The organism is Schumannella sp. GW821-FHT10F01, from assembly GCF_058809295.1.
This window is the reverse complement of the sequence record NZ_JBXASM010000002.1, coordinates 238,039-259,018: the sequence shown is the minus strand read 5'-3', so window position 1 is coordinate 259,018 and position 20,980 is coordinate 238,039. Positions and strand designations below refer to the sequence as shown.

At 69.7% G+C, this 20,980-nt stretch carries 34 protein-coding genes; 29 read left to right on the top strand and 5 right to left on the bottom strand.

Going from position 1 to position 20,980, the window contains the following annotated elements; translation table 11 throughout:
- Positions 1–13: 13 nt before the first annotated feature.
- The 7 genes from AC1RSJ_RS04330 to AC1RSJ_RS04300 are packed head-to-tail and all read left to right on the top strand — an operon-like array spanning position 14 to position 3,637.
- Complete coding sequence (locus AC1RSJ_RS04330; RefSeq protein WP_493117112.1) at positions 14–325, top strand: hypothetical protein; 312 nt, start codon at positions 14–16, stop codon at positions 323–325.
- Positions 325–648 (top strand): hypothetical protein, encoded by a 324-nt coding sequence (locus AC1RSJ_RS04325; protein ID WP_493117111.1) that lies wholly within the window; start codon positions 325–327, stop codon positions 646–648. The genes AC1RSJ_RS04330 and AC1RSJ_RS04325 overlap by 1 nt, the downstream gene beginning before the upstream one ends.
- Positions 649–683: 35 nt before the next feature.
- On the top strand, positions 684–1,475 hold the full coding sequence (locus AC1RSJ_RS04320) for a hypothetical protein (protein ID WP_493117110.1): 792 nt from the start codon (positions 684–686) through the stop codon (positions 1,473–1,475).
- A complete protein-coding gene (gene bet / locus AC1RSJ_RS04315; protein WP_493117109.1) occupies positions 1,475–2,296 on the top strand; it encodes a phage recombination protein Bet in 822 nt (273 codons plus the stop codon). The genes AC1RSJ_RS04320 and bet overlap by 1 nt, the downstream gene beginning before the upstream one ends.
- Positions 2,296–2,820 (top strand): hypothetical protein, encoded by a 525-nt coding sequence (locus AC1RSJ_RS04310; protein ID WP_493117108.1) that lies wholly within the window; start codon positions 2,296–2,298, stop codon positions 2,818–2,820. Before bet ends, AC1RSJ_RS04310 begins: the two co-directional genes overlap by 1 nt.
- On the top strand, positions 2,817–3,455 hold the full coding sequence (locus tag AC1RSJ_RS04305; protein WP_493117107.1) for a hypothetical protein: 639 nt from the start codon (positions 2,817–2,819) through the stop codon (positions 3,453–3,455). Before AC1RSJ_RS04310 ends, AC1RSJ_RS04305 begins: the two co-directional genes overlap by 4 nt.
- Positions 3,452–3,637 (top strand): hypothetical protein, encoded by a 186-nt coding sequence (locus tag AC1RSJ_RS04300; RefSeq protein ID WP_493117106.1) that lies wholly within the window; start codon positions 3,452–3,454, stop codon positions 3,635–3,637. The genes AC1RSJ_RS04305 and AC1RSJ_RS04300 overlap by 4 nt, the downstream gene beginning before the upstream one ends.
- A 68-nt stretch (positions 3,638–3,705) precedes the next feature.
- On the opposite strand, the gene AC1RSJ_RS04295 is transcribed toward AC1RSJ_RS04300, so the two are convergent.
- Complete coding sequence (locus AC1RSJ_RS04295; protein ID WP_493117105.1) at positions 3,706–3,954, bottom strand: hypothetical protein; 249 nt, start codon at positions 3,952–3,954, stop codon at positions 3,706–3,708.
- Positions 3,955–4,001: 47 nt separating this feature from the next.
- On the opposite strand from AC1RSJ_RS04295, the gene AC1RSJ_RS04290 reads away from it, so the two are divergent.
- Positions 4,002–4,367: an HNH endonuclease gene (locus AC1RSJ_RS04290; RefSeq protein ID WP_493117104.1), complete on the top strand. Its 366-nt coding sequence runs from the start codon at positions 4,002–4,004 to the stop codon at positions 4,365–4,367.
- Here AC1RSJ_RS04290 and AC1RSJ_RS04285 read toward each other — a convergent pair.
- Entirely contained in the window at positions 4,312–4,797 is a 486-nt protein-coding gene (locus tag AC1RSJ_RS04285) for a hypothetical protein (RefSeq protein ID WP_493117103.1), read from the bottom strand. The two genes, AC1RSJ_RS04290 and AC1RSJ_RS04285, sit on opposite strands and share 56 nt — an antisense overlap.
- 24 nt (positions 4,798–4,821) lie before the next feature.
- Between AC1RSJ_RS04285 and AC1RSJ_RS04280 the strand changes: the two genes are divergently transcribed.
- The 7 genes from AC1RSJ_RS04280 (at position 4,822) to AC1RSJ_RS04250 (ending at position 9,094) form a co-directional block, all read left to right on the top strand.
- A complete protein-coding gene (locus AC1RSJ_RS04280) occupies positions 4,822–5,043 on the top strand; it encodes a hypothetical protein (RefSeq protein ID WP_493117102.1) in 222 nt (73 codons plus the stop codon).
- Entirely contained in the window at positions 5,040–5,741 is a 702-nt protein-coding gene (locus AC1RSJ_RS04275; protein ID WP_493117101.1) for a hypothetical protein, read from the top strand. Before AC1RSJ_RS04280 ends, AC1RSJ_RS04275 begins: the two co-directional genes overlap by 4 nt.
- A complete protein-coding gene (locus tag AC1RSJ_RS04270; RefSeq protein ID WP_493117100.1) occupies positions 5,738–5,920 on the top strand; it encodes a hypothetical protein in 183 nt (60 codons plus the stop codon). Before AC1RSJ_RS04275 ends, AC1RSJ_RS04270 begins: the two co-directional genes overlap by 4 nt.
- A gap of 58 nt (positions 5,921–5,978) precedes the next feature.
- Positions 5,979–7,229: an AAA family ATPase gene (locus AC1RSJ_RS04265; RefSeq protein WP_493117099.1), complete on the top strand. Its 1,251-nt coding sequence runs from the start codon at positions 5,979–5,981 to the stop codon at positions 7,227–7,229.
- A 13-nt stretch (positions 7,230–7,242) separates the two neighbouring features.
- On the top strand, positions 7,243–7,986 hold the full coding sequence (locus tag AC1RSJ_RS04260; RefSeq protein WP_493117098.1) for a hypothetical protein: 744 nt from the start codon (positions 7,243–7,245) through the stop codon (positions 7,984–7,986).
- 24 nt (positions 7,987–8,010) lie between these two features.
- Positions 8,011–8,400, top strand: a complete 390-nt coding sequence (locus tag AC1RSJ_RS04255) for a hypothetical protein (protein WP_493117097.1) — start codon at positions 8,011–8,013, stop codon at positions 8,398–8,400.
- A 256-nt stretch (positions 8,401–8,656) separates the two neighbouring features.
- Complete coding sequence (locus tag AC1RSJ_RS04250; RefSeq protein WP_493117096.1) at positions 8,657–9,094, top strand: DUF4190 domain-containing protein; 438 nt, start codon at positions 8,657–8,659, stop codon at positions 9,092–9,094.
- Between the two features lie 62 nt (positions 9,095–9,156).
- Here AC1RSJ_RS04250 and AC1RSJ_RS04245 read toward each other — a convergent pair whose 3' ends face one another.
- The 3 genes from AC1RSJ_RS04245 to AC1RSJ_RS04235 form a co-directional block, all read right to left on the bottom strand.
- The gene (locus AC1RSJ_RS04245) at positions 9,157–9,591 is read right to left on the bottom strand and encodes a hypothetical protein (protein ID WP_493117095.1); all 435 of its coding nucleotides are present in this window, start codon (positions 9,589–9,591) and stop codon (positions 9,157–9,159) included.
- A gap of 53 nt (positions 9,592–9,644) precedes the next feature.
- Positions 9,645–10,520 carry a hypothetical protein gene (locus tag AC1RSJ_RS04240; protein ID WP_493117094.1) on the bottom strand — a complete coding sequence of 292 codons (876 nt, stop codon included), beginning with the start codon at positions 10,518–10,520 and terminating at the stop codon, positions 9,645–9,647.
- Positions 10,521–10,760: 240 nt separating this feature from the next.
- On the bottom strand, positions 10,761–11,057 hold the full coding sequence (locus tag AC1RSJ_RS04235) for a hypothetical protein (protein WP_493117093.1): 297 nt from the start codon (positions 11,055–11,057) through the stop codon (positions 10,761–10,763).
- A gap of 134 nt (positions 11,058–11,191) precedes the next feature.
- Between AC1RSJ_RS04235 and AC1RSJ_RS04230 the strand changes: the two genes are divergently transcribed.
- From AC1RSJ_RS04230 to AC1RSJ_RS04165, 14 genes are all read left to right on the top strand, one after another.
- Complete coding sequence (locus AC1RSJ_RS04230; RefSeq protein ID WP_493117092.1) at positions 11,192–11,449, top strand: hypothetical protein; 258 nt, start codon at positions 11,192–11,194, stop codon at positions 11,447–11,449.
- A 79-nt stretch (positions 11,450–11,528) separates the two neighbouring features.
- Positions 11,529–11,834, top strand: coding sequence for a hypothetical protein (locus tag AC1RSJ_RS04225; protein WP_493117091.1), 306 nt, complete (start codon positions 11,529–11,531; stop codon positions 11,832–11,834).
- Positions 11,835–12,221: 387 nt separating this feature from the next.
- The gene (locus AC1RSJ_RS04220) at positions 12,222–12,632 is read left to right on the top strand and encodes a hypothetical protein (protein ID WP_493117090.1); all 411 of its coding nucleotides are present in this window, start codon (positions 12,222–12,224) and stop codon (positions 12,630–12,632) included.
- A 115-nt stretch (positions 12,633–12,747) separates the two neighbouring features.
- A complete protein-coding gene (locus AC1RSJ_RS04215) occupies positions 12,748–12,924 on the top strand; it encodes a hypothetical protein (RefSeq protein ID WP_493117089.1) in 177 nt (58 codons plus the stop codon).
- Positions 12,925–12,989: 65 nt separating this feature from the next.
- Positions 12,990–13,442 (top strand): phage terminase small subunit, encoded by a 453-nt coding sequence (locus AC1RSJ_RS04210; RefSeq protein WP_493117088.1) that lies wholly within the window; start codon positions 12,990–12,992, stop codon positions 13,440–13,442.
- Complete coding sequence (locus tag AC1RSJ_RS04205) at positions 13,442–15,157, top strand: terminase large subunit domain-containing protein (RefSeq protein ID WP_493117087.1); 1,716 nt, start codon at positions 13,442–13,444, stop codon at positions 15,155–15,157. The genes AC1RSJ_RS04210 and AC1RSJ_RS04205 overlap by 1 nt, the downstream gene beginning before the upstream one ends.
- Before the next feature lie 6 nt (positions 15,158–15,163).
- On the top strand, positions 15,164–16,564 hold the full coding sequence (locus AC1RSJ_RS04200; protein WP_493117086.1) for a hypothetical protein: 1,401 nt from the start codon (positions 15,164–15,166) through the stop codon (positions 16,562–16,564).
- A gap of 10 nt (positions 16,565–16,574) precedes the next feature.
- Positions 16,575–17,612, top strand: coding sequence for a hypothetical protein (locus tag AC1RSJ_RS04195; RefSeq protein WP_493117085.1), 1,038 nt, complete (start codon positions 16,575–16,577; stop codon positions 17,610–17,612).
- A 64-nt stretch (positions 17,613–17,676) separates the two neighbouring features.
- Positions 17,677–18,375 (top strand): hypothetical protein, encoded by a 699-nt coding sequence (locus tag AC1RSJ_RS04190; protein WP_493117084.1) that lies wholly within the window; start codon positions 17,677–17,679, stop codon positions 18,373–18,375.
- Positions 18,376–18,408: 33 nt separating this feature from the next.
- Complete coding sequence (locus AC1RSJ_RS04185; protein WP_493117083.1) at positions 18,409–18,837, top strand: hypothetical protein; 429 nt, start codon at positions 18,409–18,411, stop codon at positions 18,835–18,837.
- 13 nt (positions 18,838–18,850) lie between these two features.
- Positions 18,851–19,882, top strand: a complete 1,032-nt coding sequence (locus tag AC1RSJ_RS04180; protein ID WP_493117082.1) for a major capsid protein — start codon at positions 18,851–18,853, stop codon at positions 19,880–19,882.
- Positions 19,882–20,250, top strand: coding sequence for an SAP domain-containing protein (locus tag AC1RSJ_RS04175; protein WP_493117081.1), 369 nt, complete (start codon positions 19,882–19,884; stop codon positions 20,248–20,250). Before AC1RSJ_RS04180 ends, AC1RSJ_RS04175 begins: the two co-directional genes overlap by 1 nt.
- Positions 20,251–20,258: 8 nt before the next feature.
- Positions 20,259–20,666 (top strand): hypothetical protein, encoded by a 408-nt coding sequence (locus AC1RSJ_RS04170; RefSeq protein ID WP_493117080.1) that lies wholly within the window; start codon positions 20,259–20,261, stop codon positions 20,664–20,666.
- Positions 20,663–20,980 carry a hypothetical protein gene (locus AC1RSJ_RS04165; protein WP_493117079.1) on the top strand — a complete coding sequence of 106 codons (318 nt, stop codon included), beginning with the start codon at positions 20,663–20,665 and terminating at the stop codon, positions 20,978–20,980. Before AC1RSJ_RS04170 ends, AC1RSJ_RS04165 begins: the two co-directional genes overlap by 4 nt.

Here is a 20,980-nt window from a genome sequence, read left to right as displayed (position 1 = left end):
GAAGGAGACCCCCATGTCCGACAGCGAGATCAAGCCGGCCGCGTTCAAGCGCGGCGTCCCGAAGGCCGCCAGGAACGGCATCTACGGGATGGAGCAGTTCCTGATCGACAACCCGGACGAGCGCGTGGTCGCGGTCGTCGTGTTCGAGGTCGAGGACGTGATCGAGAAGCAGAAGAAGGGGGAGCAGTACCCAGTCGTGCAGATGCTGTCGATCGAGCCGATCGTGATCGACGGCGACCTGCAGAAGGTCCTCGCGATCGCGAAGAAGGCGAACGACGCCCGTGAGGGCGCCGAGCAGCTCGACATCCCCGAGGACGGCGAGTGATGGCCGCGACCGGCGCGGAGCGGATCGCTCAGGAGCGGGCGCGGCAGGTCACCGAGGAGGGCTACACCGCTGAGCACGACCGCGGCCACGCTCGCCAGCTGATCGCGGCGGCGACCGGCTACATGGCCTTCGCACACGTGACGGCGGAGCAGGGCTTCACGCCTGCCGAGGCTATCGCGGCCGGCGGCCGCACTCTCCCGCCGGGCTGGCCCTGGGCCCGGAAGGACTTCAAGCCGTCGGGAGACCTCCAGCGGGATCTCGTACGGGCCGGTGCGCTGATCGCCGCCGCGCTCGACGCTCTGATCGACGAGGCCACGCGATGAGCCCCGCGAAGCCGACTCCGCCGACTCTCGAGGGGATGGGATCCCGGTTCCGTCGCCGGAACTACGGCCGGAACCACGGCTACCTCCTCGACGGCAAGCGGATCCTCGGCGTCACCACCGCGATCGGCCTCGGCGTGCCGAAAGAGGCGCTCGTGAACTGGGCGGCCGGTCAGGCTGCCGACTACGCACTCGCGCACTGGGAAGAACTCTCGCGCCTCGGTGCGGACGAGCGCCGCATGTCGATCGCGAAGGCGCACGAGCAGAACCGGAACCTCGCCGCGGTCAAGGGCACCGCCGTGCACGGGATGGGCGCGAAGCTCGTCGTCGGCGAGAAGGTCGAGGGGATCCCGGACGAGGTCGCGAAGAAGGTCGACCACTACGTCGACTGGCTGAACCGGTGGCAGATCGAGCCGCTCGCGGTCGAGGCCGCGATCTGCAACTTCGAGCACCTGTTCGGCGGCACCTTCGATCTGGTGTTCCGGTCGCCGCTGTTTCCCGGCCGCACGTTCATGGCGGACCTGAAGACGTCGAAGGGCGTCTACGGCGAGACGGCGCTGCAGCTCGAGGCGTACGCCCGCGGCGACGTCTACATCGACGAGCAAGGCTTCGAGCAGTCGATCCCCGACCTCGGCATCACAGACCACCTGGTGATCCACATCGAGGACTCCGGCGTGCACGTGTTCGAGATGGAGCACGGCGACGAGGTCTGGGACACGTTCCTCAACGTCCTCGGCACCGCGCGGCGCCGGGACGGGAAGCGCGGCGAGACCGACATGGACTCGTGGGTCCTCGGCGAGATGTTCCGACCCGGGGATGCGTGGCTGTGATGGCGGGCACGATCGCACTCCCCACCACCGGCGACGCGTCGCAGTGGACCGAGGACGAGAAGGCGCTCCTCGACGCCGCCGGCCTGGTGCTGCGGAAGGGCAACCGTGCGCCGGAGCCTGCGCCGCGCCCGACCGTTGTCGCGTTCATCGCGCACTGCAAGCGGACCGGCCTCGACCCGATCGCGAAGCAGATCTACGCGATCGAGCGGGGCGGGAAGTGGACGATCACCGTCTCGATCGACGGGTTCCGCATCGTGGCGCAGCGGTCCGGCCAGTACGCCGGTCAGACGCCGATCGAGTGGACCGCCGACGGGCAGACCTGGGTCGATGTCTGGCTCTCGGACGAGCCGCCCGCCGCAGCGCGCGTCGGCGTCCGGCGCCGCGGCTTCGACGAACCGCTGTACGCGGTCGCGCGCTGGTCGTCCTACCGCGTCATGGTGCCGCGGTGGGTCAACGGGCAGCGGAACGGCGAGGAGCTCTCGCCGATGTGGCAGCGGATGCCGGACCTGATGCTCGGGAAGGTCGCAGAGGCGCTCGCGCTGCGGCGCGCGTTCCCCATGGACCTGTCCGGGCTCTACATCGAGGAGGAGCTCGACTTCGACGCGTCGTCCGAGGAGGGCCCGCGCGGGTCGCGGCGCTCGGAGCCGATGCTCGCGGCGGGCGGCCGGTCGGCGCAACGCGACCTCCCCGCCGACGACGAGCTCGCGGAGGACGCGGAGGCCGACGAAGACGAGCAGGGGCGCGCCGAGGCAGAGCGCGCCGCTGCCGAGGCGGCCGCGGCGTTCGCCGGCGGCCCCGATGACGACGAGGAGACGATCTAATGCCGCTGCCGAAGAACCCCTGCACGTCGAAGACACCCGCCACGGGCGGCCGCGACCTGCGCTGCCGACGCGCCGCCGGCCACACCGGCCTGCACCGCGACCTCGCCGGGAACACCTGGACCGACGACCTCGACCCGAACCGCCGGCGCCCGGCGCCCGAGCTGTCCGCCGTCGAGGCCGCGCGGGTCGCGCGGTTCGAGCTCGACCAGCCGGAGCGGAAGGTGTCGCTGCCGAAGGACGAGCAGGAGACGACGGTGTCGTTCATGCGGGACGACGACGTCGTGCGCATCTTCACGTCGAACCGTGTGCACCTCGACCGTCTGCGGAAGCTCATGACGGTACAGGGCTACGTGGTCGAGGTGGAGGGCGCGGTCGAGTACGCCACGTTCGAGATCCCGGCGTCGCATTTCCATCTGTTCAGCGCGATCCGCGCGAAGCGGACGCTGTCGCCGGAGGGTCGTGCGCAGCGCGCGGCGGTGCTCGCGGCGGCGCGGGCTCGTCGGTCGGGCGGTGATGCCGCGTGAGCGCGTGGCCGGACCGGATGAAGGTCGGCCCGATCGGCGACTGGCCGGGCGCGATGACGCCGTCGCGGCAGCTGGCGCCGTTCCGGGCTGGGCTCGGCGCGACGCTGAAGACTCTCGACCGGGAGATCTGGAATCTCGTCGACACCCGCGCGCAGCAGGACTCCGCGGAGCTGTTGGTCGCGATCGCGGCATCGGACTTCCGTCTCGACGGGCGGCCGCGGGCGACGGCGCGGCAGCAGCACCCGGGGGTGATCTTCTCGATCGACTCGCGGCACGGGCACCTGTCGTACCCGTGCGACACGTACACGACGTGGCAGGACAATCTGCGGGCGATCGCGCTGGCGCTGGAGGCGCTGCGGAAGGTCGACCGGTACGGGGTCACGAAGCGGGGCGAGCAGTACCGCGGGTTCCTCGCGCTCGAGGCGACTGCAGCGCCGGCCGGCTTCCAGACCGCGGCCGCCGCGGCCGACTACCTCCGCCACCTGGTCGGCCTATACGCGGGGCCGGACATGCCGATCTCGCGCGTACTCCGGGTCGCTCAGCGCCACACGCATCCCGACGCCGGCGGGTCGGCCACCGAGTTCCAGCGTGTCTCACTCGCCGAGACCAAGCTCCGAGAGGCAGGTGCGCTGTGAGCGGGTTCTTCAAGCGCGGCGAGATCGTGCAGATCGGCGAGCACCCGAAGCGGTGGTGCGTCGACCGGATCCGGGACACGTACGACCGGCGGGACGATGCGTTCCAGATGGCGGACCTGTCCGACGAGCACGGCCGCACGACGTCGGCTGTGGTCGACGTGCTCGTGAAGGCGGCCGGCTGATGCGCGGCCCTCACGCTATTCGTGATTACAGCGCTTGCGACCCGAGGCGACCGAGCAGCGTGGTCGGGCTAGGGGCCGAGGATGATCCTCGCCCGCAGCGCGGCGCGGGCCGTCGGGTAGTGCTGGTCACCCCATTGGAAGGCTCCGTCGAGGTCGCGGGTGAGAATGCCGGCTGGGTCCCATCCGCCGCTAGCGTCCGGCCGGTATTCGAAGTTCCAGGTCTGGCCGGCGGAAGTTGCGGGTATCCCGCGGGCCCTGATGATTCGGTACGGGATTCCGTCGGATTCGATGATGAGCCCGTCGCCGTCGTCGTCCATCCGCACACCGTAGCGGTGCGACCGTGAGCGCGGCGCAAAGAGTGCCCGTGGAGGTGCGCAACAGGGTCTACCTCCGCGACCAGCACCGGTGCGTCCGGTGCGGCGCGACCTCGCGGCTGACGTTCCAGCATCGGCAGGCGTCCGGGATGGGCGGCTCGACGCGGGCGCTGACAGCCGCGGATGGAGTGACCGCGTGCCTGACTTGCAACGAGGGCTTCGAGCACGGGCTGCAGGCTGTCGCGCTCCGGTTCGGATGGAAGGTCGCCCGGTGGGTGACCGACGCCGGGCTGGTGCCGGTGTGGGTCGAGTGGGAGCGGTGCTGGTTCGAGCTTCTCCCGAACGGCGGAAGGGTTCCGATCAGCGCGTTCGTCGCTCGGCAGATGCGCGCCGCCGTCTACGGAGAGGTCGCGTGATGGGCGGCTTCGGGCTTCGCAACGAACGAACGAGCCGCTTTCGTCGAGACCATGTTCGCACCGGCTTCTGGCGCGGACTGCGCGACCATCGTGAGGGCCGCCGCTTCGAACCGGATCGACTCAAGTCGCGCACGTTCGTCACGATGAACGTGAGGGTCAGCCCGAAGACGGCGAACGACAAGATCCACGCGACCGGGTTCGCGTACGCCGGCAGGGTGTCATTGGTCGCTCGCAGAAGCAGGATCTGCGTGAACGTGAAAAGCACCGCGATCACCAGCGCGAACGCCCAGGTGAACACGTTGCGTCTCCAAGTTTGGGGGGCGCCGTCCCGCACGCGAACGAGGTCGACCAGCATCGCAAAGAACACGACGGTAAGAAGCGTCGAGAGCGCAAGTGCCGCGTCGTGGCTCAGATGCGTCAGCGTGCTCATGCCGCTGATCGTAGGGGCGATCTGATGGGCGCGTTCAGCGCTCGCTACCCGGGCCGGTGCGCGTCCTGCCACGACACGTTCGACCGCGGCGACCTCGTGATCTACGTCGACGACGAGCTCGTGCACGTCGACTGCGAGGACACTGCGCTGCTGACCGCCGACCGGCCTCACCGGGAGGCCGAGATCTGCGACCGCTGCTGGCTGGTGAAGCCGTGCGAGCACGACGACGAGAGGAGGACCGCATGAGCGGCGAGGGAGTGCCGGTCGCGGAGGCGACGTCGAAGGACTTCATGATGGTCCGCGCGGCGCTCGTGAAGCGACTCGGCGGCGCCAACGAGGCGCTCGTGTGGACGCGCATCGACTACCGACTGCAGATGCACCAGCCGCCGTTCGTCGACGACGAGGGCACCGCATGGTGGCCGGCGTCGCGGGATTCACTCGCGGACGAGACGGGCCTGTCCCCGGATGCCGTGAAGCGCGCACTGCGGACGCTCCTGGATGGCGGGTTCCTCGACTCGACCGAGCACCGCCTCGGCGGGAACTACGACCGGACGAAGAGCTACCGGACGGTGGTCGATGGCCGCCCGGTCGACTGGGCGAAATCGCCCAATGAGAGTGGGCGAAATCGCCCACAGGAGCGGGCGGAATCGCCCAATGTTCCTTCTTCTCAGAGAGAAGAAGAAGAGAGAGAGCGGCCGCGCGCGAAGAAGCCGGAAGTTCGCCTGCCGAAGGGGTGGTCTCCGACGGCGGCGCACTTCGAGCGTGCGAAGGACCGCGGGGTCGATATCGCGGTCGAGGCGGAGTCGTTCCGGCTGCACGCGGAGACGCATGACCGGCATGCGGCGAACTGGAACGCGGCGTTCACGACATGGCTGATGCGCGCGCGGCCGAAGCCGGCCAAGGAGCAGCCGATCGATGAGGAGAGGGCGTACCTGTACCGATGAGTACGACGAACGAGGCGTGCGCGCGGGCGCTGCAGGTGCTCGAGGACGGCGGCGAGCTGCAGGTCGGGCCGGCGCTGCAGGCGCTGGTGGAGCAGGTGCTCCGGAACGGGCGCGACGGTGTCGCGTACCCGCACGGGCTGCACGCGGCCGCTGCGGAGATCGCGCAGGTGCAGCGATGAGGCGGCTGATCGGCGCGGTGGTGCTTGCGGTGATCCTGAGTGACCCGGCGGCGAAGCGATGACCGATCAGCTGACGCCGCCGGCGCCGCAGGACTTCGACGACCACCAGCCCACGTCCGGGCAGGTGACCGCGATGGAGCGTGCCGTGATCGCCGCGATCATCACCTCCCCGCAGGCGCTGCTCTGGTGCCTCGACGAGGTCGCCGGGGAGGACTTCTCCGACCCCCGCCTCGGAAGCATCTTCGAGGGGGTCGTGCAGAAGGCCGCCCGTCGGGAGCCGTACGACGTCCTGGTCGTCGCGGACCTGCTCGCCGAGTGGGACGTCCGCGGGGTCACGATCGTGGACCTGCAGGACTGGATCCTTGCGCTGCCGACGGCGGCGAACGCGGACCAATACGCCCGCCGCGTCCGCGAGGCCGCGACACGCCGGCTGCTCCGCGGTGAGGCGCAGCGGCTCATGCAGGCTGCGGCATCCGCGACGCCGCCGGCGCAGGTCGCCGCGTCCGCGATCGACCGGATCCGCGCCGTGCAGGAGGCTCGCCGCACCCACGTCGCCGGGCCGCGCCTGCTGGAGGATGTGCTGCTCGAGGAGGACACCTACGACTGGGTCATCCCGGACCTGCTCGAGCGCGGCGACCGACTCATGCTCACCGGCTTCGAGGGTCTCGGGAAGTCCACCCTGGTCCGCCAGCTCGCCGTGATGTCGGCCGCCGGGATCCACCCGTTCGTCACGTCGATGCTGTTTGACCCGCAGCGGGTGATGGTCATCGACGCCGAGAACTCCGAACGGCAGTGGCGCCGCTCCGTCCGCGGCCTCGTGAAGAACGCCGCGATGCACGGGCGGGTCGACCCGGCGCAGCACATCCGCCTCCGCACGGTCTCGTCGTTCGACCTGCTGAAGGACCAGGACCTCGCTGAGGCGCACCGGTGGGTCGACGCCTACCAGCCCGACATCCTCTTCATCGGACCGCTGTACAAGCTCACGAAGCTGTCGCTGAACGAGGACGAAAACGCCGGCCGGATGCTCGCCGCCCTCGACACGCTCCGCGACCGCGGCATGGCCCTGGTGATTGAGGCGCACGCCGGCCACGCCACCACCCGCGCCGGGCAGCGCGACGTCCGCCCCCGCGGCTCGTCCGCCCTCATGGGCTGGCCGGAGTTCGGTCTCGGCCTAGTGCCGGGGACGCAGGAGAACCGGTTCGGGCTGCGCCGGTGGCGTGGGGACCGTGACCAGAGGAAGTGGCCGGTGCTGATCCGCCGGTCCGAGGGCTTGTGGCCGTGGGAGATCACCACGGCGGAACTGCGATGAGGGAGGAGCGCTCGTGGCGCATCTGAGTGAACTGGTGGAGGAGCTCGCGCTCGGAGTCTGGGAGCGCGACGGCGACGACCGCCGCACCGACCGGTGGGCGCCGTCGCTGCTGCGGTGGCTGCGGAACGCGAAGGCCGGCGGCGACGTCATGAAGACGCACTCCGGCGGGTCCGAGAAGGCTAAGCCGAACCTGAACGTCGAGGCGACGCAGCTGTGGGACGACATCGCCGCCGAGCTCGCCGGCATGGCGGAGTCCGCCGGCATGCGCGCGCACCGGGATCCGGAGGTGAACCTCCTCGCCTGGTGGTCGGCGTTCTCCGCGGCCGCCGCCCGCACGGAGACGACGCTCGCGCAGCACGAGGCCGCCGACGCCCGCCTGCGGAAGATCGTGCAGCGGATCCGGAACCACTTCGAGCCGCCGTGGCAGAACGAGCTCACCGTCGCCTGCCCGGTCTGCGGGTGCGCGCGGGTGATCACCGGCGAGGGCGAGATGACCGTCGAACGGCAGGCACTGCACGTCTACCTCGCCGACGGGGAGCTCGCCGTCGAGTGCCTGAACCGGGAGTGCGTTGCCCGGTGGATCGGACGGATCGAGGTGATCCAGCTCGGCCGGGAGGTCGGCGTCGCGATCGACGTCGACGGCATCCGCACCGCGATGGGCCCGACCGCGCCACCGGAGTGGGTCGAGGACGAGCACCGCGAGGAGCCCTACGACCCCACGAACCCGGACCACGCCGAGCTGGTGCGCCGCACCTGACCTTCATCGAGAAGACTGGCCGACATGCCTGACACCTTCGATCCCGACCAGATCATCGACCAGTACCCCGTAGAAGAGCCGACGCGAGGCTTCGTTCGGGACCTGCTGACGGCCCACATCACCGGTATGAACCATCCCCAGGGTTGGGATCTCCGCCAGCAGCTGGAAGGACTAGACCGCGACAGCCTCGTGCAGGTCGCCGGTCACGCCCTTGTCCTGGCTTCCGCAAGCCTGCTCACCGTCGAGAAGCAGAAGGCCTTGATCGACCAGATCACCGACATGGTCTCGGAGACGGAAGTGCTCACTGCCCTGGGCGGCGCCGCAGACGGATTGGCCCTGGAGGACGCACTCAACGCGATCTGGCTTCGAGGGTTCGCGATCACATTCACCCGGCAGAAGCAGACCGAGAAATGAGGCTTCCGGCTAGCTGTGTGGGAGCGCGCGCCCCTAGAACTCACCGCGGTCGGCTGCAGGACTGATCCGCCTGGGGCAACGGATCGCGAGGCCGTCGACGGAGCGGAATCCGCCGGCGGCCTTACCCGACTGCGCGAGCCCTATGCTGTCGCCACACGCTTTGATGTGCACTCACTTTGGCCCCCGACGCCCGACCCGCTAACACCGACTCGACAGGACGCGCATGCCCGCTTGGATCCTCATCCCGCTCGCTCTGGTGCTCATCGCCGGCGCTGTGGTCACGCTCGTGATAGCGATCAGAAGCCGCCGCGTGTCGGCGATCGTCATGTCTTCCATCGCCGTCATCACCACCGTGCTGGTGGGGCTCTCGACGCAGAGCCTGTACGCCCTAGCTGCCGTGCCGTTCATCGCGATCGCGCTCTACCAGTCGACCCACAAGCCCGCACCAGCCCAGGCACCCGGAGTCGAACAGTCCGGGAGGATGAACCCGCTCGCCGTCGCGTCGATCATCGCCGTGCTCTTCAGCTCGGTCGTCGGCATGGCCCTCGGCTACACCGCCATCTACCAGATCGGCAAGACCGGTGAACGCGGATACGGACTCGCATTCACCGCGACCATCGTCGGCTGGGTGTGGACGATCCTCGGTGGCGTGCTGATCGCCTTCCTCGTGGCAGCAGTCGCAGGGCAACTCTGACCACGATCACGGCACGAGGATGTCGCGGCATGGAACCCGCGGCGGCCTCACCGCGTTCGCGATCAGTCGCGCGTCGGCCGGTCGGTTGGGAAGTCGATCCACCCGCCGGTGAGGTCCTTCCCGACATCGACCCCGTCGTGGTTCACGGTGACCCAGGCGCGACGCTCGGTGCCGAGCCACTCGTCCGGTATCCACTCGCCCGGGAAGTACGCGACGATCTGTCGACCGTTCACACCCACGCGACCGTGGGCGTGCGGTGCGTTGGTCTGCTGCGCCGCGCGGTGGTCGAAGACGAACACGACCGTCTCCGCATCCTTCATGAACTTCACACCGAATTGCAGCGCCGAGTCGTCGTCGCGGCGAAGCCAGAAGCTGAGCAGAAAGCTCTCGAAGTTGGCATTCGGTGGCGGACCGTCCGTCTCCCACGTCACCTCGAAACCCGCGTGAGTGAGCACCGCCCATCCGCGCTCTACGGGCGGAAATCCAAAGAGCTGCATGGTGCCGACGCTAGCCGCACGCGCAGTAACAAGAATCGGGGCCGGCACCGAAGTTAGCGCTGCACCGAGGGCACTTCGTCGTGCTGCCAGTAGCCGCGACAGATGAACTCGACGACGAACGGTATGCCGGCGAACAAGTTCAGGACGTCCGCGAGAGGCGCTTCCTCGTCTCGGTGCGCTACTGCGTAGTCGACCTCGATCGGAACTGAGGGCTCGAGCAACTCCAGGCCGTGGGTGGAAGTCATCCTCACCATCGGTCCGTCTTTGAGATTCATCTCGGTGAGCCATTCGTGCTTCATCTCGGCGAACTCACCCGGGTCGCCGGAGCGCGGGCCCTCGATCACGCGATAGGGCGCGGCGAAGCGTGTAGCAGCTGCGCGAGCGCTGATAGCTCCCCGGTGCTTGTCCTGGTTGCTCAGCCCTATCAGCACGCCGAGCGCGCCGTAGTCGGCGCTGGCGAACGGTTGGAGACTCCGGAGCCGTTCCCGGAACTCCGCTGGCATTGAGGCCAGGACCGTCTCGGTAGCGCGCCACCCAGACTCCTTCTCGACCCACGGAAACTGCACGCGGTTCCGAACCGCCTTCGATGGCTCCTGCCCGTCGAGGTGACACAGCTCCCAGACCAGCGCGTCCAGGCTCGCGCGGAAGTTCTGCACGGCGTCGCCGAGCTTGGCAGCGAGCTCAGCCATGGGAGGCGTCGCCTGAACCCGCAGTGACCCAAGGAATGACCTTCCGCCCTCACCTTCGGGCTCGAAGTCGAGCCAGACCGCTGCAGTCGCATCGAAGGACATCGCGACATCACGAACGTCGCTCAGGTGGCTCATCGCGCGTGCCAGCTTGACCGACGACCACGTCGTGATCTCGACACCAGGGGTCACGTTCCGCGGCCGGTCGCCGGCTAGCCCAACGATCCGCACTTCAGGATGCACGCGCTCACAGTACGCACCCCGACACGCCCGAGGCGCGACGATCCGCGAGCACGCCGATGAGTCAGTGCTACCGTCGACCTCAGTCGGGAGAACTCTCTCAACCGCTACACGAAGCCCCAGACCATCCGGTCCGGGGCTTCTCTCGTTCTCCGGCGTCGCGTGTGCTGCGAGCCGTCGGTGCGCGGAGGGGAAGCCGCGGGCGGGCGCGTCTCGGGGACGCGCCCGCCGACGGCTACTGAATCAGGATCCGATCTTCAGAACCCGGGCGGCCGGGTCATCCGACCAGACGGACTGCTGCTTGTAGAGCGAGATCCAGTGCTGGACTCCGAACTCCTGAACGAAGAACTTGGCGTCCGTCGCGCCGCAGTTCGTGAGCTGGACCCGTCGTCCCGGCTGCTGGCTGTAGTACGAGTACTGCGAGCACGCCGCCTCCGCCGGCTGTGCCGACGCCACCTGGACCGTCACGACCGTTCCCGCGAGGAGCGCCACGGCCCCCGCCGCCGACGCGATCCTGCTGATCTTCTTCCGAGCCTCCATTGGCTCTCCTTTCCCGAAGTCCCCTCAGTCTTTCGGCGGCGAGGGCAGCCCAGGTCAGGGCTAGCACTGAACAGCAGACAGATCGTTCTGCCGTCTATGAGTTGGTCTGTTCCACCGGCGCGAGGAGGTCCCCCATGGCCAACCCGCTCCACGTCGACGTCGTCGCGAACCCGAAGCCCGGCACGCGCGGCTACCTGAAGTGGTATTGGACCAAGGGCCCCGGCCTCGCGAAGTGGTCGCTCTCCCCGCACCCCTACACGGCGCTGAAGAACCACCTCCGGAAGTACCTGTCGCCGGCGATCCTCGACCGCACCGTCGCGCAGTGGTTCCACGACACCTTCGGGATCTGGCCCGGCGAGCGCAAGGGCAAGAACCCGCTCGGCCCCGGATGATCCGCCCGATCGGCTACGACGCGTTCGGCGCGCCGCTCTATCCGTGGCAGCTCGACCCTCAGCCAGAAGAGGAGACCCCGTGGACGACCGAAGCGACTGGGAGCAGCCCACCCGCGGCTACATGACCTGGGACGACCAGAAGAAGGCGCGCTACGACGCCGCCCGCGAGCGCCTCGTCGCCGCGATCGGCGAGCTCACCGCTATCGAGGGCGAGGACGACCCCGACGACCCGCCGTTCATGCAGGGCTGGATCGCTGTCTGCGAGTGGACGAACGTCGACCTCGAACGCCATAACGCTGGCGGCCGCTTCGTCTTCAGCCCCCACGGCCAGATGCTCTCCATCAGCGCAGGCCTCGGCCACTGGGCTCGCCAGCGCTTCATCTGATGCCCGGATGGAAGGGCAGCACCCGCCGGCAGACGCTCCCGCCTGACTGGTCGGCCACGGTCGCCCGCATCATGCGCCGCGACCACCGCCGCTGCCAGTGGATCCGACAGGACACCGGCAGACGCTGCCTCGCACCAGCCGACGGCGGCGTCGATCACCGCATCCGCCCAGCCGACGGCGGCACCGACGCCGACAGCAACCTCTGGGCCCTCTGCCGCTGGCACCACTCCAGGAAGACCGGGGCAGAGGGCGGCCGCGCATCAGCCGCAGCCCGAGCGCGCCGCACCGCTGAGCAGGCGAAGCCGCGACACCCGGGTCTCCTCGCTGAGAGACCCAGGCCCGCGGTGCCGCCACCGTTCTGACGGTCCCCGATGCCAGACTCGACAGGTGATCGAAGTCCACGGAGACGACGACGAGCCTGACGAGAAGCCGGGCCTCGACCTCGGCAAGCTCTTCGGCGACCTGGGTGCCGCCGGCATCCTCAAGGAGCAGACAGACTTCCTCGGCGCGCTCACGGCGATGGCCGACGACCCAGTGATCGTCCGACCCATCCCGACCTACAACATCGGCGAGATCCCGTACGACGACCGGCCCGACCGCACCGCGGCAGCCACCGAAGCCATGGCCGAGCACACCAAGCGCCTCGCCCTACTCACTGCCGTCAACGTCCGGACCTCCGCAGCAAGCGAACGCTTCAACCGCCGCATGACCATCGCGAGCATCACGGTCGCAGGAGCTTCACTCCTCACCTCCATCGCGTCCATCGTCATCGCGCTCATCGCGCTCACGACTCCCTAGGGGCCTCCGCCCCCTCCCCCGGACCTCTCTAAGACCGCTCCGCGTTCTGCTGGTCGCGGTGCGCAGGGGTCACAGGGGTGTCGATCGGATCGGAGACCGTCGTTACGATCGCGCCATGCACTGGCTAGCTCTGGCTATCCCGATCGGCCTCGTTGCCGTGCTCGTGGCGTTGCTCGTGACGAGCAGCCGGCAGCTCGGGGCTGGTGCTGTGCGCACGCGGATCTTCGGGATCCTGCTTGGCGTCGCGCTCGTGCTTCTGGCGGCGAACGTCGTCTACTTCGCGACCCTCTAGCGGCGTCGCGCTTCCACCACGCCGCCGGCCGTTCGGGTCGGGGCATCCGTTCCGGAGGTGTCCATATGCCTGGTCGCGGTCCTGCTCCCTCGAGCTCGCACACCCGCTCGCGCAACGACCACGAGACGACGCAGCTCGTGAAGGACGGGAAGGTCCGCGGTTGGGAGCTGCCGGCGCTGACTCGGAAGGGTCAGCCGGTCGAGTGGCATCCGCAGACGCAGTCGTGGTGGCAGCACTGGCGGGAGTCGCCTCAGGCGATCCGGATGACGACGGATCCGGACTGGGACTTCCTGCTGGACACGGCGCTGATGCATCACGCGATGTGGACGGACGGGAAGTGGGAGCTCGCGGCCGAGGTGCGGCTGCGGGTGCAGAAGTTCGGCGCGACACCGGAGGACCGCTCGCGGCTCCGCGTCGAGGTCGGCGTGCCGTTGCCGTCGGACGACGCGGCCCCGCAGGCTGGTGCGCCGGCGAACGTGACGTCGATCGATGACCGCCGCTCCCGGCTGACGAGCTGATGCCGCGCCGGGTGATCACGGCGCCCGGCCACGACCGCGAGATCTCCCTCGGATGGCTCGCCACCTGGTGGATCGAGTCGTTCACCGTGCACGGCCCCGGCGACGTCGTCGGGCAGCACGTGCGCTTCGGGGACGAGTACACCGGCTTCATCGTCGACTGCTACGCGCTCGCGCAGGTCACCGGCCGACGCCTTTACGACTCGGCGTTCCTGTCGCGGCCGAAGGGCTCGGACAAGTCCGGGCTCGCCGCGAAGCTCGCGCTGTTCGAGGCGTTCGGGCCGTCGCGGTTCGCGGGCTGGGCGCGGGGTGGCGAGACGTACGAGTACCTCGGGCGGACGTACACCTACGCCGCCGGCGAGCCGATGGGCCGCGTCGTGCGGTCGCCGTTCGTGCGGATCCTCGCGACCGAGGAGGAGCAGACCGGCAACACGTACGCGACGATCCACTTCAACCTGACGTGGTCGGAGGCGCCGCTGTTCGCGCTGCAGGCGTGGGGCGTGGTCGCGGGGCTGTCGCAGGTGGTGATGCCGGGCGGCGGGACGATCAAGCGGTCGACGTCGGGCTCGGCGTCGAAGGACGGCGGCCTCGAGACGTTCGTGGTCGCCGACGAGACGCATCTGTACGTGACGCCGCAGCTGCGGACGATGTACCGGACCGTGAAGGACAACCTCGGCAAGCGCGCCATGACCGCGGAGCCGTGGATGCTCGAGACGACGACGATGTACGGCGCCGGCGAGGAGTCGATCGCCGAGGAGACCTACGACTACGCGAAGGCCATCGATGAGGGTCTCGCGCGGCGGCCGCGGCTGCTGCTCGACCACCGATGGGGCGAGGTCGTCGACCTCCGCGACGAGGACGCGCTCGCGGCCGCGTTCACGGACGCGTACGGCGACGCGATCGGCTGGAACCCAGTCGAGCAGCTCATCGAGCGCGCGTACGACCCGCGCCGGCCGGAGTCGCGGACGCGGCGGCTGTTCCTGAACTCGGAGACCTCGGACTCGAAGTCCTGGATCCAGGTGCAGGAGTACGACGCGCGCGGCCGGCAGGCGGCGCGTCGACTCGAGCGGCAGACCGGCATCGAGCACGACTTCGTGCGGCCGTGGGACGGCGACGAGATCACAATCGGCTTCGACGGGTCGTCGACGAACGACGCGACCGCGCTCGTCGCGTGCCGGATCTCGGACCGGTACCTGTTCCCGCTGCTGATCGCCGAGACCCCGGACGGGCCGGAGGCCGAGGGGTACGAAGTCGACCGCGATGCCGTCGACGCGGCCGTGGCGCGCGCGTTCGCGAAGTTCAAGGTCGTCGGCTTCTACGCGGACCCGCCGCTCTGGCAGGACTACGTCGACCGGTGGGGCCGCGAGTACGGGCCGCAGCTCGTCACGAAGTCCGGCCCGAAGCACCCGATCGCCTGGTGGACGAAGCGGGACGTGCAGATGGCCGACGCGCTCGAGCGGCTCCACACCGCGCTCGTCACCGGGACGACGTCGCACGACGACGTCTCCCCGCTCGGCAAGGTCATGCGCCGGCACTTCCTCAACGCGCGCCGCTGGGACCGCCGCGGCGGGACAGTGATCGGCAAGGAGACGAAGAACTCGTCGAAGAAGATCGACGCCGCCGTGGCGGCGGCGCTCGCGTTCGAGGCAGCAGCGGACTTCGTCTCGAAGAAGCCCGACCGCGACCGCGCGGCCGGCTTCGTTCCCTTCTCGTTCTGATTGGCGGTGACCATGCTCCTCACGGAGACGAGCGTCCCTGGCACCGACGACTGGTGGCTGGTGCAGCTCGGCGTCGACTTCGGCGCCGGGCTCCCCCGCCTCGCGCGGCTGCAGTCCTACTCCGACGGCACGAACGTGCTCCCCGAGGAGTGGGACGGCCGCGTGCGAGAGGCGTACCGCCGGTTCCTGCACACGACCCGCCTCACGATGGCGGAGCTGATCGTGTCCGCGCGCACCGACCGCATGAAGCCCCTCGGGTTCCGCACGGCGGCGCCCGGCGACGCGAACGGCGACGCCGCGGCGATGGCGAACTGGAAGCGATCGCACCTCGGCGTCGGGATCCGCGACTTCTTCCAGGACGCCGGTACCTACGGGCAGGCGTTCCTCACCGTCACCGGCCCAACGCAGCCGAGCCCGGATGCGCAGCCGTACATCCTCCCGGCGAACGGGTGGACGGTCGCCGCGCGCCCGTACCGGACGATGCCGTGGCTGAACGAGGCCGCGATCGTCGTCGGCTGGGACGCAGCAGCCGGTGCCGACGTGATCACCCTGTTCCGGCCCGGCTACATGCGCCACGCCTACCGGGTCGGCAGGGTCTCGTCGATCCCGACGACGGGCGGGCTGTGGGTGCCGGGGCGCGGGTGGGAGTGGGCGTCGGACCCGATCCCGCTCGGCTACACGGACCAGGTGCCGGTGCACACGCTCAACGGCCCGAAGGGCCAGGGGATGTTCGAGAAGCACCTCGATGGCCTCGACCGCGTCAACGCGACGATCCGTGACCGTCTCGTGATCTCAGCGATGCAGGCGTTCCACCAGCGCGTCATCGAGGGCACCCTGCCGGAGTTCTACCCGGTCGGCCATCCGCAGGAGGGCCAGCGGATCAACTACGACGACGTCTTCAAGGCCGGGCCCGGAGCGAACTGGGTGCTGCCGGACGGCGCGAAGATCTGGGAGTCGGCCACGACCGACATCCGGCCGATCCTCGAGGCAGCCCGCGACGACATCAAGCAGCTCGCCGCGGTGTCGAAGACCCCGCTCTACATGCTCGCCCCGGACGCCGCGAACCAGTCGGCCGAAGGCGCCGCGAACATCAAGGAGGGGCTGCTCTTCTCCGTCGGCGACTGGAAGGACCGCGCCGACGAGACCCTCGCCGCCGCGCTTGCGACCGCGTTCCGCGCGCAGGCCGACGACGTCCGGGCCGACGCCGGGGCGATCACCGCGATCTGGGCGTCGACGGACTTCATGACCTGGCAGGAGCGCGCGACGGCCGCAGCGTCTGCGAAGCAGGGCGGGGCGTCGCAGCGGCTCATCCAGGAGCGGATCTTCGGACTCACCCCGGACGAGATCGAGCTCGAGCAGCAGTCCCTGTCGGACGAGGCGTTCAACACGCCGGCGCCGGCCGCGTAGGAGGTCCCGCATGGCGTCGCTGTCGAAGCTCACGGCGATGTCGGACCAGCACGTGAAGCAGCGCGACTCGATCATCGAGCAGCTGCTGAAGCTGCTGTTCGGGGTCTGGTCCGGGTTCGAGCGGGTCGACGACCACGACCTGGTCGTCGGCTTCGCGGCCCGGTCGGCGACGCTGACACAGTCGGCCGTCGATCGGGCCCGGCGCCTCGAGCGGTCCTACATGATCGCCCACCTCCGCGAGCTCGGTGTCGCAACGTCGAACCTCCCGGACCCCGACAGCGGCCCCGCGCGCCTCACGGTCGACCCGCTCGACCTCTGGCAGCGGCCGGTGGGGCAGTGGATCTGGCAGCGCCGGCAGGCGGAGTCGCTCGAGCGACAGCGCGACGCGCTCACCGAGCGGATCATCTCGATCGCCGGCGAAGACGTGAAGCTCGCCTCCCGCGACGAGGCGCGCAACGTGCTCGCGTCCCGCCCGAACGTCAGCGGGTACCGGCGCATCATCCACCCCGAGCTGTCCCGATCGGGCACGTGCGGACTCTGCGCGGTCGCCGCGACCCGGACCTATCGAACCTCCGCGCTCTCGCCCCTCCACGGCGACTCCTGCAACTGCGACGTCATGGCGATCACCGGCCGAGACGACCCCGGGTTCCGTCTGAACGAGGACGACCTGAAGACGGTCTACGCGGCCGCCGGCGGGAACTCGGCCGAGGCGCTCCGCGACGTCCGCATCTCGATCGACGAGCACGGCGAGCTCGGCCCGGTGCTGGTCAAGGAGGGCGACCACTTCCGCACCGCGGAGGAGGCCGGCCGCCCCGCTTACATCCCGCGCACGCCGGAGAGCGTCGCGGCGAGTGCGCGCCGGAACCACGAGACCGCAGCACGTGAGCTCGACGCAGTGCAGTCGGCCTACGACGCGTTCGTCGCTGAGCATCCGGCGTCGCTGCCCGCCGACGGGCCGCGTGAGCTCGTGGACCAGCGACTCGCGCTGTTCCGGTCGCTCCGGTTCCTGAAGGACTACGAGGCGTCGGCGCGACGTCTCGCCAGCTGACCATCCGGCGGACGCCGGGTCATCGGCGCCGGTCTGGCGCCATCCACCGATCTGGAGGATCGACATGCACACCTTCGACTCGTTCGGCCGCCGCATCCCGTGCCGGCTGCGGACGCTGCTCCCCGAGGACCAGAACGGCGGCGGCGCCGGCGGCGGGGCGGGCGGTGGCGCTGAGGACCTCGGCTTCCCGGCGGACACCCCGGTCGAGCAGATGACCGCCGAGCAGCAGGCCGCGTACTGGCGGAATCAGTCGAAGACGCAGCAGGCCGCACGCCGCGCCGCCGAGCAGGAGCGCGACGCCGCGCGCAGCGACCACGACGACGCCGAGAAGTGGCGCACCCACCAGCAGGCGTCGCAGACCGACCAGGAGCGGCAGCTCGCGGAGGCGCGCGAAGAGGCCCGCCAGGAGGGCGAGAACCTCGGCGCCCAGCGCTACCTGAAGGACGCGGTGAAGGCCCAGTTCCGCGCCGCGACCGGCAAGACCCAGGAGGACGTCGACAAGGCGTTCGCCCACATCGACGTGTCCACGTTCGTCGGCAGCACCGGCGACATCGACATGGAGAAGCTCAACGACTTCGCGGAGACGTTCGGTCCCGCAGAGGCCGGCGGGCATCAGCAGAACGGCGCGGAGATCGACCCGGTTCGGGCCGCGATCGAGCGCCGGCGCACGGGAGGCGGCTCCGGCGGAGGCAGCAGCGACGGTTCCGTCGCGGCGATCCGTGAGGCGGCTCGTGAGCGGCTGATGCCCGCCGGCAAGCAGTAACACCCCCATCCGACACGGAAAGCGAGGATCCCCATGGATCTCACCCCTCAGGTGTCCTACGTGGGCGGGACCGACCTGCAGTGGCTGCGAAGCGACCACGGCATCAGCTCGGGACTCGTCCGCACCCTGGACATCTCGAAGTTCACCTCGGGCGTGCACTACGACGCCAACACCAAGGTGCTGAAGTCGGGCATCGCGCTCGCCAAGGTCACCGCCACCGGGCTCTACGGCCCGTACGACACCACCGCCTCCGACGGTCGGCAGTCCGCGCTCGACAGCTTCCTGCTCACCGAGCAGCAGCTGCTGCTCGAGAACGGCACGACGTCGTCCAAGGTCGCGGCGGCGGTCACCCGCCACGCCATCATCACCACCCCGCTCCTGCCGATCGCGGCCCAGCGTGCGGGCGGAGCGTCCGACGTGACGACCGCCACCACCGGCGGCAAGTTCGTCTTCGAGAGCTGAGAGGAGAAGCACCATGACGTACTCGAGTGCATTCCGCACCGCCACCCAGCTCACCGGTGTCGCACGCGCGGCCGCGGACGTGCTGGCGTCCCAGTTCAAGCTGTCGAAGTGGTTCCCCGTTCAGGAGAACTTCACCCTCAGCTACGACTTCGACATCAACTCGCTGCAGCTCACCGACGCCGCGACGTACCGCACCTTCGACACGGAGGCGCCCTACGGCTCCGTGCCGGGGCAGCAGGGTCGCAGCGGCAAGCTGCCGCCGATCAGCCGCAAGCTGCGGGTGAACGAGTTCGACCAGCTCAGCCTCTTCGGGCAGACCGACGCGATCGGCGCGAAGTTCGAGGACTACGCGCAGCGCCTCGGCGCCATGATCGCGGCGCGGTTCGCGCTCGGTCAGGGCCAGGCCGTCGACACCGGCATGGTCGTGCTGCAGGAGAACGGCCTGAACTTCACGATCGACTTCGGCCGCAAAGCCGGCCACTCGGTCGCGGCGGGGACGGCCTGGTCGACGGTCTCGGCCGACGCACTGACCGATCTGCTCACGTGGCGCGCGGTCTACGTCGCGACGAACGGCGCTCCGCCGGCGTACGCGGAGATGTCGACCGCGATCCTGTCGGCACTGCAGAAGAACACCTCGATCATCAAGGCGTACTGGGGCCGCGGCACCGACGTCTCGTCGATCATCAGCATCGCGCAGGTGCAGTCGGTGTTCGACTCGTTCGGCCTCGGCCAGCTCGAGGTGAACGACGACCAGGTGAACGTCGGCGGCGTCGCGACGCGGATCATCCCGCAGGACAAGCTCGTCTTCCTGCCGGTCCCGGGCGCCTCGGTGATCGGGCTCGGCGGCGGGCTCGGCACCACCGAGGTCGGCATCCCGGCCGAGGCGATCAACTCGACGTACGGCATCGCCGACGCCGAGAAGCCCGGCATCTTCGCGGCCGCGTTCCACGACGAGGACCCCGAGGGCCACAACGTCCTCGCCTCGGCGATCGGCCTGCCCGTCGAGCGGAACGCGAACGCCACCTTCTCGGCGGACGTGCTCTGATGGCCGGCGCGAAGAAGGTCCTGGCGGTCGACGTCTGGGCCGATCGCGACGGCACCCCGACGCTCCTCGAGGCCGGCAAGCCGGTCCCGTCGTGGGCGAAGGACGTCATCGACGGCCGCGCCAAGCTGTTCGTCCCGGCCCAGCTCGCCGACCCGGAGGAGTCCTGTGAGGGCTCGGAGGGCGACGGCAAGTACGCCGCGCTGTCGGGCGACGAGCTCCGCGATCTCGCGAAGGAGCGCGAGCTCCCGACGAGCGGGAGCAAGACGGCGCTGATCGAGCGCCTCGAGCAGTTCGACGCCGAGAACCCCGGCGAGTCCGGTGAGGGCTCGGAGGGCGACGGCAGCCAGGCCGGATCCGGCCAGGAGTGAGGTGAGAGATGGCGATCCCCGCTGTCGACCTCGCTGACGTCGAGGCCCGGTACTCCGGCGCGCTCCGCGAGGAGTTCGACGAGGGGTACGTGCAGGCCAAGCTGCAGGACGCCATCGACTTCTCCACGGCCCGCTGGCGAGGCGCGATCGAGTCGCGTCTCGCCAGCGGTGCCCTCACCGAGAACCTCTACAAGGCGACGATCGCTGAGGCGGTGCTGCGGGTCATCCGCAACCCCGACGGCCTCGCGTCCGAGAACGAGCTCGGCTACGGCTACTCCACCCGGACGCAGGTCGCATCCGGGTACCTCTACTTCACCGCCGACGACATCGAGACCCTGGCCGGCATCCAGGTGAAGCCGACCGGCGTGCCCGGCACGATCGGCGTCGGCCTCGACCGCGCCTGGGGCGGCCGATGAGGCCCCAGGACTCCCTGCTCGTCCAGAAGCGCGAGCAGTACCGCGGGACCGCCGGGCAGGCGGAGTACCGCGCCGTCGGCGCGCCCGTCCCGGTGCGCTGCAACGTCTACCCGCTCAGCACCGAGCTGCTCGAGCAGTTCGGTGAGCGCGGCCAGGACACCCGCCAGGTCGCGTTCCACGGCCTGCAGTGGCCGGGCGACATCCACTCCGAGATCGCCTTCGAGGGCGGCTCCTGGTACCAGGTCGAGCCGGCCCGGCACGCGAACAAGGGCGTCCGCTCCCGGCACTGGGAGATCGTCATTCGGAAGAGGTGA

Coding starts and splice junctions, on each gene's coding strand:
- AC1RSJ_RS04310 (WP_493117108.1), top strand. CDS start 2,296: ATGCCGCTGCCGAAGAACCCCTGCACGTCGAAGACACCCGCCACGGGC.
- AC1RSJ_RS04280 (WP_493117102.1), top strand. CDS start 4,822: ATGGGCGCGTTCAGCGCTCGCTACCCGGGCCGGTGCGCGTCCTGCCAC.
- AC1RSJ_RS04235 (WP_493117093.1), bottom strand. CDS start 11,057: ATGGAGGCTCGGAAGAAGATCAGCAGGATCGCGTCGGCGGCGGGGGCC.
- AC1RSJ_RS04180 (WP_493117082.1), top strand. CDS start 18,851: ATGACGTACTCGAGTGCATTCCGCACCGCCACCCAGCTCACCGGTGTC.
- AC1RSJ_RS04325 (WP_493117111.1), top strand. CDS start 325: ATGGCCGCGACCGGCGCGGAGCGGATCGCTCAGGAGCGGGCGCGGCAG.
- AC1RSJ_RS04190 (WP_493117084.1), top strand. CDS start 17,677: ATGCACACCTTCGACTCGTTCGGCCGCCGCATCCCGTGCCGGCTGCGG.
- AC1RSJ_RS04295 (WP_493117105.1), bottom strand. CDS start 3,954: ATGGACGACGACGGCGACGGGCTCATCATCGAATCCGACGGAATCCCG.
- AC1RSJ_RS04330 (WP_493117112.1), top strand. CDS start 14: ATGTCCGACAGCGAGATCAAGCCGGCCGCGTTCAAGCGCGGCGTCCCG.
- AC1RSJ_RS04205 (WP_493117087.1), top strand. CDS start 13,442: ATGCCGCGCCGGGTGATCACGGCGCCCGGCCACGACCGCGAGATCTCC.
- AC1RSJ_RS04175 (WP_493117081.1), top strand. CDS start 19,882: ATGGCCGGCGCGAAGAAGGTCCTGGCGGTCGACGTCTGGGCCGATCGC.
- AC1RSJ_RS04210 (WP_493117088.1), top strand. CDS start 12,990: ATGCCTGGTCGCGGTCCTGCTCCCTCGAGCTCGCACACCCGCTCGCGC.
- AC1RSJ_RS04285 (WP_493117103.1), bottom strand. CDS start 4,797: ATGAGCACGCTGACGCATCTGAGCCACGACGCGGCACTTGCGCTCTCG.
- AC1RSJ_RS04215 (WP_493117089.1), top strand. CDS start 12,748: ATGCACTGGCTAGCTCTGGCTATCCCGATCGGCCTCGTTGCCGTGCTC.
- AC1RSJ_RS04185 (WP_493117083.1), top strand. CDS start 18,409: ATGGATCTCACCCCTCAGGTGTCCTACGTGGGCGGGACCGACCTGCAG.
- bet (WP_493117109.1), top strand. CDS start 1,475: ATGGCGGGCACGATCGCACTCCCCACCACCGGCGACGCGTCGCAGTGG.
- AC1RSJ_RS04195 (WP_493117085.1), top strand. CDS start 16,575: ATGGCGTCGCTGTCGAAGCTCACGGCGATGTCGGACCAGCACGTGAAG.
- AC1RSJ_RS04255 (WP_493117097.1), top strand. CDS start 8,011: ATGCCTGACACCTTCGATCCCGACCAGATCATCGACCAGTACCCCGTA.
- AC1RSJ_RS04245 (WP_493117095.1), bottom strand. CDS start 9,591: ATGCAGCTCTTTGGATTTCCGCCCGTAGAGCGCGGATGGGCGGTGCTC.
- AC1RSJ_RS04265 (WP_493117099.1), top strand. CDS start 5,979: ATGACCGATCAGCTGACGCCGCCGGCGCCGCAGGACTTCGACGACCAC.
- AC1RSJ_RS04165 (WP_493117079.1), top strand. CDS start 20,663: ATGAGGCCCCAGGACTCCCTGCTCGTCCAGAAGCGCGAGCAGTACCGC.
- AC1RSJ_RS04170 (WP_493117080.1), top strand. CDS start 20,259: ATGGCGATCCCCGCTGTCGACCTCGCTGACGTCGAGGCCCGGTACTCC.
- AC1RSJ_RS04270 (WP_493117100.1), top strand. CDS start 5,738: ATGAGTACGACGAACGAGGCGTGCGCGCGGGCGCTGCAGGTGCTCGAG.
- AC1RSJ_RS04275 (WP_493117101.1), top strand. CDS start 5,040: ATGAGCGGCGAGGGAGTGCCGGTCGCGGAGGCGACGTCGAAGGACTTC.
- AC1RSJ_RS04230 (WP_493117092.1), top strand. CDS start 11,192: ATGGCCAACCCGCTCCACGTCGACGTCGTCGCGAACCCGAAGCCCGGC.
- AC1RSJ_RS04320 (WP_493117110.1), top strand. CDS start 684: ATGGGATCCCGGTTCCGTCGCCGGAACTACGGCCGGAACCACGGCTAC.